At 59.1% G+C, this 10950-nt stretch carries 10 protein-coding genes and 1 other annotated feature; of the genes, 7 read left to right on the top strand and 3 right to left on the bottom strand.

The features are described from left to right. Positions 1-14 precede the first annotated feature (14 nt). From HMPREF1487_RS24475 to HMPREF1487_RS24445, 7 genes are all read left to right on the top strand, one after another. Complete coding sequence (locus HMPREF1487_RS24475; RefSeq protein ID WP_004574802.1) at positions 15-695, top strand: cupin domain-containing protein; 681 nt, start codon at positions 15-17, stop codon at positions 693-695. Then, the gene (locus tag HMPREF1487_RS24470; protein ID WP_004574803.1) at positions 692-1276 is read left to right on the top strand and encodes a TetR/AcrR family transcriptional regulator; all 585 of its coding nucleotides are present in this window, start codon (positions 692-694) and stop codon (positions 1274-1276) included. The genes HMPREF1487_RS24475 and HMPREF1487_RS24470 overlap by 4 nt, the downstream gene beginning before the upstream one ends. 59 nt (positions 1277-1335) lie before the next feature. After that, complete coding sequence (locus HMPREF1487_RS24465) at positions 1336-2112, top strand: SDR family NAD(P)-dependent oxidoreductase (protein ID WP_004574804.1); 777 nt, start codon at positions 1336-1338, stop codon at positions 2110-2112. 14 nt (positions 2113-2126) lie between these two features. Continuing rightward, a complete protein-coding gene (locus tag HMPREF1487_RS24460; protein ID WP_004574805.1) occupies positions 2127-2693 on the top strand; it encodes an OsmC family protein in 567 nt (188 codons plus the stop codon). A 241-nt stretch (positions 2694-2934) separates the two neighbouring features. Further along, positions 2935-3495, top strand: coding sequence for a recombinase family protein (locus HMPREF1487_RS24455; RefSeq protein ID WP_003124096.1), 561 nt, complete (start codon positions 2935-2937; stop codon positions 3493-3495). A 2-nt stretch (positions 3496-3497) separates the two neighbouring features. Beyond that, positions 3498-6464, top strand: coding sequence for a Tn3 family transposase (locus HMPREF1487_RS24450; RefSeq protein ID WP_001138070.1), 2967 nt, complete (start codon positions 3498-3500; stop codon positions 6462-6464). Positions 6465-6651: 187 nt separating this feature from the next. Then, positions 6652-7170 (top strand): YkgB family protein, encoded by a 519-nt coding sequence (locus tag HMPREF1487_RS24445; RefSeq protein WP_003464991.1) that lies wholly within the window; start codon positions 6652-6654, stop codon positions 7168-7170. A gap of 29 nt (positions 7171-7199) precedes the next feature. Here the strand turns inward: HMPREF1487_RS24445 and HMPREF1487_RS24440 are convergent, their stop codons facing one another. From HMPREF1487_RS24440 to HMPREF1487_RS24425, 3 genes are all read right to left on the bottom strand, one after another. Further along, a complete protein-coding gene (locus HMPREF1487_RS24440) occupies positions 7200-8045 on the bottom strand; it encodes an AraC family transcriptional regulator (RefSeq protein WP_010799480.1) in 846 nt (281 codons plus the stop codon). Positions 8046-8308: 263 nt separating this feature from the next. Continuing rightward, a protein-coding gene (locus HMPREF1487_RS27055; RefSeq protein WP_143511574.1) for an IS3 family transposase occupies positions 8309-9531 on the bottom strand; the annotation gives its coding sequence in 2 pieces (ribosomal slippage) (positions 8309-9246 and positions 9246-9531; 1224 coding nt in all). Continuing rightward, positions 9137-9253: a sequence feature (AL1L pseudoknot), on the bottom strand. It overlaps the preceding gene by 117 nt. Before the next feature lie 374 nt (positions 9532-9905). Then, a complete protein-coding gene (locus HMPREF1487_RS24425; protein ID WP_223198360.1) occupies positions 9906-10775 on the bottom strand; it encodes an HD-GYP domain-containing protein in 870 nt (289 codons plus the stop codon). Between the last annotated feature and the right edge of the window lie 175 nt (positions 10776-10950).

Here is a 10950-nt window from a genome sequence, read left to right as displayed (position 1 = left end):
GATGAAATAAAGCCATGAAACTCAATTCAGATCTTTCGCAGCGTGTTGTCGTCGAGCCTTCAAGCTTACAGTGGGTCGATTCGCCAGCGACCGGGATTCAACGCCAGTTACTGGAGCGTGATGGCGACGAAGTGGCGCGTGCCACCTCGATCGTGCGATACGCGCCGGGCTCCGCTTTTGAAAATCATAAGCACGACTTGGGCGAGGAGATTCTGGTCCTGGACGGCGAATTCAGCGACGAATCCGGGACCTTCGGGCCTGGGACTTACATCAAGAATCCACCAGGTTCTTCGCATGCACCGAGCTCCGCGACGGGTTGCACGTTGTTCGTCAAGCTGCGCCATCTTGATCTAGCCGACAGCCAACGCACCGTGGTCGACACCCGTAACGGCCCCTGGTTTCCAGGCCTCGTGCCGGGTCTGTCGGTGATGCCACTTTCTGAGTTCGACACACAACATACGGCTTTGGTGCGCTGGGCCCCGGGGACACGATTCAATTCGCATCGTCACTACGGCGGTGAAGAAATCTATGTGTTGGAAGGCGTCTTTGAGGATGAGTTCGGAAGCTACCCTACCGGCACATGGATGCGCAGTCCGCATTTGAGTGCTCACCGTCCCTTCAGCAATACAGGCTGCACCATCCTGGTCAAGACAGGCCACCTGCCAGTCGCCGAATCAAATGAGGCGCTTGCATGAAGCATTTCTCCGAAATCTCGCCGACCGCCGAGCGGGTGGTCGATGCCGCTGAAGGGTTGGTACAGCAGCACGGCTACAACGGCTTCTCATACGACGACGTGGCCCAGTTGGTAGGCATCAAAAAACCAAGTATCCACCACCACTTTCCCAAGAAGGGTGAACTCGTGGCCGTGGTCGCACAGCGCTACACGCACCGGTTTCGTGAGGAGTTGCTGAGCATCGAAGGGCAGCATGCGAAAGCGCCTGACAGGCTAACTGCGTATGCGGCACTTTTCGAACGCACCTTCGCCAAGGACCGGCGCCTTTGTGTCTGCGGCATGTTGGGTGCCGAGTCGGACTCGCTGCCGGACGCCGTTGTGAGCGAGGTCGAGCGATTCTTTAAAGTCAATCTCGACTGGTTGACTCTTGTCGTTGCCGATGGTCAGCGTGCCGCGCTGATCACCTCGAATTCCACCCCAGAGGCTCTCGCAGAGGCATTCTTGTGCGCGTTGGAAGGCTCGATGATGGTGGGCCGTGGCATGCGGTCGTCACGCGGACCGGCCGAAGTTGGAAACACTTTTCTTTCCACCGTGTTGACCTGAGGTCGGCACTTTTTTTGCAACACAACCCTACCATTTAGTTGGTAGTTAAGGAGATTATTATGAGTACTGAATTTAATGGCAAGAAGTTGTTGGTCATCGGCGGCACTAGCGGGATGGGACTGCAAACTGCCCGCATGGTTCTTGAGCAAGGCGGAAGCGTCGTCATCGTCGGTCACCGTGAAGACAAGGCCGAAGAGGCCCGCAAGGCGCTGTCGTCGTTGGGCACCGTGACCGCCCTGACTGCCGATCTCTCGCGAGCCGAAGATGTGAAGCGACTCCTGCATACCATCGATGAACACCACAAGGACATCAATCTTCTGGTCAACGCGGCTGGGGTGTTCTTCCCGAAGGCGTTTCTTGAGCACACGGAAAGTGATTACGAACAATATTTGACGTTGAATAAAGCGTTCTTCTTCATCACACAAAAAGTCGTGGCCAATCTCGTGGCCAGCGAGCGTCCCGGCGCCATTGTGAACATCGGCTCGATGTGGGGCAAGCAGGCGATTGCGGCTACGCCGTCGTCCGCGTATTCGATGGCAAAAGCAGGTTTGCATTCGCTGACCCAGCACCTTGCGATGGAGCTGGCATCCAAACAAATCAGGGTCAATGCCGTTTCTCCGGCGGTTGTCGAAACGCCGATTTACGAGGGATTCATACCCAAGGCCGAGGTTCATGGCGCCTTACAGGGATTCAACAGCTTCCACCCAATCGGCAGGGTTGGGACGCCACAAGACGTCGCCGAGGTCATCCTCTTCCTGTTGTCGGACAAGGCAGCATGGGTGACGGGCGCAATCTGGGACGTTGACGGCGGCGTGATGGCCGGGCGTAACACATAATGGGGGAACGAGAAATGAACACAAACATTAAAGGAACTCCCGGCAACGGGATCAACGTCGGCGCATTGCGTGAGTTTGCAGATCAGGTCGCAGCAAAGCCCGCCGCAGGCATCGCGACGTTCGGCGTCGTGACAACCTGGGAGGGTGGCACCCGGACGCGTGCGCGAACCATGCCGCTCGTACTAGGTGACACGGCCTTGGCGCGCGGCTTTGTCATCGACGCGGACGAACCGGCAGAATTGCTCGGTACCGACACGGCCGCTAATCCACAAGAATTGATCCTGGCTGCGTTGAACGCATGCATGACTGCAACCTACGCGGCAAATGCGGCGGCAATGAACATCGAGTTGCAATCGCTGACTATCCGCACGAAGGGAAGCCTCGATCTGAGAGGTTTTCTTGGAATCGATCCTGGGATCAATCCAGGGTACGACCAGGTCGAGTATGAGGTCGAAATGGAGTCGTCGGCGGATTCGGCGGCGCTGAAAGCATTGCACGCGCAGGTGCAGCGAACATCGCCGAATTACCACAACTTCGCGAGAGCCATTGATCTCAAGGCCAAGCTGACCATTCTCCAATGATCGAGTCAGTGTTTCCCGTGGTTGGCTGACGGGAGGCCAAACCAGATGCGCTATGACGGAAGGTTCAACCTTCCGTCATCACGTTCTCTGGAATACGCAGTGTCAATTTGAGGTATACCCTAACTTGGCGTCAGACCATCCGGCGCTAAATCGTCAGAATAGAGTTGCCTTCCGAATTGATTGACATACGCCGTCAAGGGTCATAGATTTCTTCCTGACACATTTCCCTCAGGAGGATACCTTGCACGGTCAGCGCATCGGTTACGTCCGCGTCAGCAGCTTCGACCAGAACCCAGAACGGCAGCTCGAACAGATCCAGGTGGATAAAGTGTTCACCGACAAGGCGTCGGGCAAGGACACACGGCGGCCCGAACTGGAACGGCTGCTCGCCTTCGTGCGCGAAGGCGACACGGTCGTGGTGCACAGCATGGATCGTCTGGCGCGCAACCTCGACGACCTGCGCCGCCTGGTGCAGGGCCTCACCCAGCGCGGCGTACGCATCGAGTTCCTTAAGGAGCATTTGACCTTCACCGGCGAGGACTCGCCGATGGCGAACCTGATGCTGTCGGTAATGGGCGCGTTCGCCGAGTTCGAACGCGCCTTGATCCGCGAGCGGCAGCGCGAGGGCATCGCGCTCGCCAAGCAGCGCGGGGCCTACCGTGGCAGGAAGAAATCCCTGTCGTCTGAGCGTATTGCCGAACTGCGCCAACGTGTCGAGGCTGGCGAGCAAAAGACCAAGCTGGCTCGTGAATTCGGAATCAGTCGCGAAACCCTGTATCAATACTTGAGAACGGATCAGTAAATATGCCACGTCGTTCAATCCTGTCCGCCGCCGAGCGCGAAAGCCTGCTGGCGTTGCCGGACACCAAGGATGAGTTGATCCGTCACTACACGTTCAGCGAAACCGACCTCTCCATCATCCGGCAGCGGCGCGGCCCGGCCAACCGGCTGGGCTTCGCCGTGCAGCTCTGTTACCTGCGCTTTCCTGGTGTCATCCTGGGCGTCGATGAGCCGCCGTTTCCGCCCTTGTTGAAACTGGTCGCCGACCAGCTCAAGGTCAGCGTCGAAAGCTGGGACGAATACGGGCAGCGGGAGCAGACCCGGCGCGAGCACCTGGTCGAACTGCAAACGGTGTTCGGCTTCCAGCCCTTTACCATGGGCCACTACCGGCAGGCCGTCCAGTTGCTGACCGAGATGGCCTTGCAGACCGACAAGGGCATCGTGCTGGCCAGCACCTTGATCGAGCACCTGCGGCAGCAGTCGGTCATTCTGCCTGCCCTCAACGCCGTCGAGCGGGCGAGCGCCGAAGCAATCACCCGCGCCAACCGGCGCATCTACGATGCCTTGGCCGAACCGCTGTCGGACGCGCATCGCCGCCGCCTCGACGATCTGCTCAAGCGTCGGGACAACGGCAAAACGACCTGGCTGGCCTGGCTGCGCCAATCGCCCGTCAAACCGAATTCGCGGCACATGCTGGAACACATCGAACGCCTCAAAGCGTGGCAGGCGCTCGACCTGCCTTCTGGCATCGAGCGGTCGGTGCACCAGAACCGCCTGCTCAAGATCGCCCGTGAGGGTGGCCAGATGACGCCCGCCGACCTGGCCAAGTTCGAGGCGCAGCGACGCTATGCCACCCTGGTGGCGCTTGCCATCGAGGGCATGGCCACCGTCACCGACGAAATCATCGACCTGCACGACCGCATCCTGGGCAAGCTGTTCAACGCCGCCAAGAACAAGCATCAGCAGCAATTCCAGGCGTCCGGCAAGGCGATCAACGCCAAGGTGCGGTTGTTCGGCCGCATCGGCCAGGCGCTGATCGAGGCCAAGCAGGCGGGCCGCGATCCGTTCGCCGCCATCGAGGCCGTCATGTCCTGGGATGCCTTCGCCGAGAGCGTCACCGAAGCGCAGAAGCTTGCGCAGCCCGAGGACTTCGATTTCCTGCACCGCATCGGCGAAAGCTACGCCACGCTGCGCCGCTACGCGCCGGAATTCCTTGCCGTGCTCAAGCTGCGGGCCGCTCCCGCCGCGAAGGACGTGCTCGACGCCATCGAGGTGCTGCGCGGCATGAACAGCGACAACGCCCGCAAGGTGCCCGCCGACGCGCCGACCGAGTTCATCAAGCCGCGCTGGCAGAAGCTGGTCATGACCGACACCGGCATCGACCGGCGCTACTACGAACTATGCGCGCTGTCGGAGATGAAGAACGCGTTGCGTTCCGGCGACATCTGGGTGCAGGGGTCGCGCCAGTTCAAGGACTTCGAGGACTACCTGGTGCCGCCCGCGAAATTCGCCAGCCTCAAGCAGGCCAGCGAATTGCCGCTGGCCGTGGCCACCGACTGCAACCGGTACCTGAACGACCGGCTGACGCTGCTGGAAACACAGCTTGCCACCGTCAACCGTATGGCGACGGCCAACGAGCTGCCGGACGCCATCATCACCGAGTCAGGCTTGAAGATCACGCCGCTCGACGCGGCGGTACCCGACACCGCCCAAGCGCTGATCGACCAGACGGCAATGATCCTGCCGCACGTCAAGATCACCGAACTGCTGCTGGAGGTGGACGAATGGACGGGCTTCACTCGGCATTTCGCGCATCTGAAATCGGGCGACCCGGCCAAAGACAAGAACCTGTTGCTGACCACGATCCTCGCCGACGCGATCAACCTGGGCCTGACCAAGATGGCGGAGTCTTGCCCCGGCACGACCTACGCCAAGCTGGCTTGGCTGCAAGCCTGGCACATCCGCGACGAAACCTACGGGGCGGCGCTGGCCGATCTGGTCAACGCACAGTTCCGCCATCCCTTCGCCGAGCACTGGGGCGACGGCACCACCTCATCGTCGGACGGCCAGAACTTCCGCACCGGCAGCAAGGCCGAGAGCACCGGCCACATCAACCCGAAATACGGGAGCAGCCCAGGGCGGACGTTCTACACCCACATTTCTGACCAGTACGCGCCATTTCACACCAAGGTCGTGAACGTCGGCGTGCGCGATTCGACCTACGTGCTCGACGGCCTGCTGTACCACGAGTCCGACTTGCGGATCGAGGAGCATTACACCGACACGGCGGGCTTCACCGATCACGTCTTCGCCCTGATGCACCTCCTGGGCTTCCGCTTCGCGCCGCGCATCCGCGACCTGGGCGACACCAAGCTCTACATCCCGAAGGGCGACGCCGCCTATGACGCGCTGAAACCCATGATCGGCGGCACGCTCAACATCAAGCACGTCCGCGCCCATTGGGACGAAATCCTGCGGCTGGCCACCTCGATCAAGCAGGGCACGGTGACGGCCTCCCTGATGCTCCGAAAGCTCGGCAGCTACCCACGCCAGAACGGCCTGGCCGTGGCGCTCCGCGAGCTGGGCCGCATCGAGCGCACGCTGTTCATCCTGGACTGGCTGCAAAGCGTGGAACTGCGCCGCCGCGTGCATGCCGGCCTGAACAAGGGCGAGGCGCGCAATGCGCTGGCCAGGGCAGTGTTTTTCAACCGCCTGGGTGAAATCCGCGACCGCAGTTTCGAGCAGCAGCGCTACCGGGCTAGCGGCCTCAATCTGGTAACGGCTGCCGTCGTGTTGTGGAACACGGTCTATCTGGAACGGGCTGCGCACGCGCTGCGTGGCAACGGCCATGCCGTTGATGACGCGCTGTTGCAGTACCTGTCGCCGCTCGGTTGGGAGCACATCAACCTCACCGGCGATTACCTCTGGCGCAGCAGCGCCAAGATCGGCGCGGGCAAGTTCAGGCCGCTACGACCGCTGCAACCGGCTTAGCGTGCTTTATTTTCCGTTTTCTGAGGCGACCCCCTTCATCGCGAATTGCACCGCCCAAGACGATCTGCACTGAAATCAATACTTTCTGATGCCTCTTGATTAGAGATGCCAGCCATAATAATCTCATCGCCAACGCATACGGCGTTCGGCAGCCAACACACTCTCACTCACTACTGGAAGCTCAGACATGAAAACCATAGGCATTGAAAACTCGAAGTCCAGCGTACAGGCCCACTTAACGCTTGGAACCAAAACTATGGGGCTAGGTATCTATGGCGCGTACTTGGCTCTCGCTATTATTTACTTCTGGTTCGGCGGCATGAAATTTACCCACTACGAGGCCGAGGGCCTGGTTCCACTGGTGAGCAACAGCCCGCTTTTGGGATGGGTGTATAGCATTTTTTCGGTCGACATGTTCTCCAGCCTGCTCGGCATACTAGAGATTTCGATCGGCACTCTGATCGCAGGCCGCATGCTGTCGCCCAAACTATCCGTGGTAGGAGGCGCTCTGTCTGCAGGCCTGTTCTTCACAACCCTTAGCTTTATGTTTTCCACTCCGGGCGTCATTGAGCCTAGTTTAGGGTTTCCGGCGATTTCCGTTGCGCCAGGTCAGTTTCTGCTTAAAGACTTAGGGTTGCTTGCTGTTTCGATATTTGTGGCAGGCCATTCGCTGGTTGAACTGGAAAAACGTAAAATTAATGCATAATTTTTTCAATGGCTTAAGGCAGTAATGCCTTAGGTCTTTTTGCCATCATTTTCCCCCGCCAGATCTTTCAACCAGTCACGAGGGCTCAACCCCGTCTTGCGTCTAAATGCGCGAGACAGCGCCGAAGGACTTTCGTAGCCGACTTGAGCTGCAATCAGCGTAATCGAGCGCCCTTCTCGCATCAGCTTCTGAGCCAGGCTAACTCGCCAACTCAACAAATAATCAGCAGGCGTCTGTCCGATGACACTCTTGAAATGCACGGCATACGCAGCGCGTGACATATTTGACTCACTGGCCAGCTCTGCTATTGACCAGGCATGTTCCGGGGAGTTGTGCATCTGTAAAAGCGATCGGGCAAGCCGCATGTCGGCCAGTCCAGCCATCATTCCGGTGCGCAACTGGTGATGATCGAGCAGGTAACGGAGCAACAGAATGATTAGGAGCTCAAATAAGCGCTCAAGCGCGGCTTCCCTTCCACAATGCACATTTGCCGCCTCGGCAAACATCCACTCCAACGTGTCTGCCAGCATGGGCAGATCATCGAGTGCGAGCACCAAACAGTCCGGTAATGAAGCCGACAAAGGATTATCAATTCCGCCCTCAAACTCCATGGAAGCACACAACAACTTTGCGCCATCGGACTCACCCGCAAACAATTGATGCTTGGCGGGGCGTGGCATAAAAATCAAGCTAGGGCGAGTGAGCTGCAAATCCTTGCGATCGGGACCAAGCAACGTCACGCTGCCGGCCTGAAGCAGATGGATATAACCTCGCCGCTCGGCGCCATCGTAAGATGCAGAGCCGCATAGGTCGCCGTCATAGAACAGATTGGCCCGCACGCCGAACCGCGAGAGCAAATTAGACAAACGATCCATTGGCCGATCCTTGACGAGTCAGAACGCACAGACCATACCATCTGCGTTGTCGTTCAGTGCCTGTAGCGAACATGCCGGCGTAAATCAGCCAACGGATAAAGTGATCACTGAGCAGCTCAGCCTCCCTTTCCAGTTCGGCTGTTAAAAAAACAACACCGTTGTTTGAAAGCACCAGCAAATCAAGTGCTCACTCTTCTATTTTACAGTACCTGGCAACAGCACTTTGAATCGCCCCGGGTTTCGTGGAGGCTGTTTCGTTTAAGTCAGGCCGCTATGGCCTGACCTGTTTGTTGCTGGTGGAAGTTTGCCTCAGCCTCCGCAGGCGGGATATACCCGATTGAGCTCAACAGCCGCTGGTGGTTGTACCAGTGCACCCATTTCAAGGTCGCCATCTCAACAGCTTCGCGGCTCTTCCATGATTGACGGTAAATCAGCTCGGCCTTGTACAGTCCGTTGATGGTTTCGGCCAAGGCGTTGTCGTAGCTATCGCCCTTGCTGCCAACCGAAGGCTCAATGCCGGCCTCTGCCAGCCGCTCGGTGTAGCGAATAGAGACGTACTGGCTGCCACGGTCGCTGTGATGAATCAGTCCACCGGCACGGTGTGGCTGGCGGCCGTACAGGGCCTGCTCCAGGGCATCCAGTACGAAGTCGGTCTTCATGCTGCTACTGACTCGCCACCCCACGATGCGCCGCGCAAAGACGTCGATCACGAAGGCCACATACAGCCATCCCTGCCAGGTCGACACGTAAGTGAAATCCGACACCCACAGCTGGTTGGGGCGGTCGGCCTGGAATTGGCGCTGGACACGATCCAGCGGACAGAGCGACTTGTCTCCGGCCACCGTTGTCCGCACGACCTGACCGCGCCTTATGCCCTGCAATCCAGCTCGACGCATCAACCGTTCCACCGTGCATCTGGCTGCCTCGATACCTTCTCGCCGGAGCTGCTTCCAAACCTTCACCGCGCCATAGCACTGCATGTTGGTGTCCCACACGCGCTGGATCTCCAAGCTCAACGCCTCATCGCGCTGAGCACGGCAACAACGCAGTGCCGGATTACGCAGTTGGGCCGCATGTCTGCGGTAACCGGACGGGGCGATCTGCAAGACACGGCAGATCGACTCGACCCCGAGACGGTCACGGTACTGATCGACAAAAGCCCTCAGGACTTGGTGCGGCGGTCGAGCTCCGCCTGGGCAAAATACGCACTGGCCAGACGCAGAATTTCATTGGCCTTACGCAATTCCCGGTTCTCCCGCTCCAACGCCTTGATGCGTTCACGCTCTTCGGTGGTCGGGCCTGGACGCTGACCTGCGTCGGTCTGATGACGGCGAATCCAGCCATGCAACGTTTGCGCTGCACAGCCAATCTTCGGCGCGATGGCTTCAATGGCGGCCCACTCGGAGGAGTAGTCGTTCAAATGCTCCAGAACCATGCGCACGGCACGTTCACGGACTTCAGGGGAGTAGGTCGTAGTCTTTCTCATGGTCTCATCTTCTCAAGAGTTGAGGCCTCCACGAAACCCGGGGCGATTCACTTTGCGGTGCAGTCGATCAGATATCCGGAAGGTTGATCGTAAGCTTCAGCCTAGCGCTCTTCGAATTTAATGTCGTCGAGCTTCGGCCCAACCATTCCCCCGACCTACTCTTCCCTCCCCTAGAGACCCTAGCAGTCACTTGAATCGCGGCTGTCTGGGGATGTAAGCCGGAACCCCAGAAATTTCCGTCACCCTAGTTGGGTGGGCTCAACACTCGTGTCACCAGCTACCTTCTGGAGAATCGAGCTCGGCCATCCCTCCCTGGACGGGCATCGCTCGACGATGTTCAACGGCTCCCTCACGGGGCCGTCGTTTTGTGGGGGCTATTCCATCCACAAGTCGTCGAGGTTCTTGAAGTTCCAGAGCGTCGGGTCTTCGGGGCCAGTGATACTGTCCTTGCAACTCGTGGCCGCCAGGTCGATGGTCTGCATCGGGATCGGCTCTCTCGAGCGTAGCGAGAAGAACACGCGAACCTTGGGAGTCAGCAGTGATTCCATTCCCGGCTCAACGACAACGGCCAGACGCTGAGAGGACAGGCGAACCAAGGAGCCGACGGGGTAGATGCCCACGGCCTTGACGAAGGCGTGGAAGATGCGTTTGTCGAAATGGCCCTCCCACTTGGCCATCTGCCGCATCGCCGCGGACGGGTCCCACGGCTTTTTGTAGGCTCGCTCCGACGTCACGGCATCATAGACGTCGCAGATTGCGCCCATGCGGGCCAGGAGTGAAATGGCGTCACCGGCCAAGCGATCCGGGTAGCCGGTTCCGTCGATCTTCTCGTGATGGTGCAGGGCAATGTCCACCACCCCGGGCTCGGCCCCGCCTGCGCGCAGCATCTTTGCGCCCTCCACAGGGTGGCGCTTCATGATGGCGAACTCGGCATCGGTGAGCTTGCCTGGTTTGTTAAGCACTTCCAGCGGCATCGCGGCCTTGCCTAGGTCGTGCATCAGTCCGCCGATGCCAGCCAGGCGCGTTTGCTCCTCGTCTAGATCGAGATGCCGGGCCAGCGATAGCATCAGGGCGCAGACGGCAACCGAGTGCAGGTAGGTGTAATCGTCGTGCGTTTTGATGCGTGCGACGCTGATGAGGGCATGAGGTTGGCGCAGCACCGAGGCAGCGATTTCTCCGACCAGCGGCAACGTCGTGCTTGGGTCGACGGCCTTGCCAAGCCGGGCTTCCTGGAACATGTCCATGACTTGGGACTTGGCCGCAAGACAGAGTTTCCGTGCATAACACATTTCGCTCTCCATTGAGGTTGCGCCGTCACTTTTCTTGCTTAGTGGACTAGACGGCAGAGATTGCTCCTCCGACAATTCTCTGGGCTCTGGGCTCTGGGCTCTGGGCTCTGGGCTCTGGGCTCTGGGCTCT

It is taken from the genome of Pseudomonas sp. HPB0071, assembly GCF_000478505.2.
Classification (GTDB): Bacteria; Pseudomonadota; Gammaproteobacteria; order Pseudomonadales; family Pseudomonadaceae; genus Chryseomonas; species Chryseomonas luteola.
The sequence above is the reverse complement of the archived record's forward strand: the minus strand, read 5'-3'. Positions and strand labels throughout refer to the sequence as shown.

Bases quoted from the DNA above. Each gene is read 5' to 3' on its own strand.
- HMPREF1487_RS24475 (WP_004574802.1), top strand. From the start codon at position 15: ATGAAACTCAATTCAGATCTTTCGCAGCGTGTTGTCGTCGAGCCTTCA.
- HMPREF1487_RS24470 (WP_004574803.1), top strand. From the start codon at position 692: ATGAAGCATTTCTCCGAAATCTCGCCGACCGCCGAGCGGGTGGTCGAT.
- HMPREF1487_RS24465 (WP_004574804.1), top strand. From the start codon at position 1,336: ATGAGTACTGAATTTAATGGCAAGAAGTTGTTGGTCATCGGCGGCACT.
- HMPREF1487_RS24460 (WP_004574805.1), top strand. From the start codon at position 2,127: ATGAACACAAACATTAAAGGAACTCCCGGCAACGGGATCAACGTCGGC.
- HMPREF1487_RS24450 (WP_001138070.1), top strand. From the start codon at position 3,498: ATGCCACGTCGTTCAATCCTGTCCGCCGCCGAGCGCGAAAGCCTGCTG.
- HMPREF1487_RS24445 (WP_003464991.1), top strand. From the start codon at position 6,652: ATGAAAACCATAGGCATTGAAAACTCGAAGTCCAGCGTACAGGCCCAC.
- HMPREF1487_RS24440 (WP_010799480.1), bottom strand. From the start codon at position 8,045: ATGGATCGTTTGTCTAATTTGCTCTCGCGGTTCGGCGTGCGGGCCAAT.
- HMPREF1487_RS24425 (WP_223198360.1), bottom strand. From the start codon at position 10,775: ATGGACATGTTCCAGGAAGCCCGGCTTGGCAAGGCCGTCGACCCAAGC.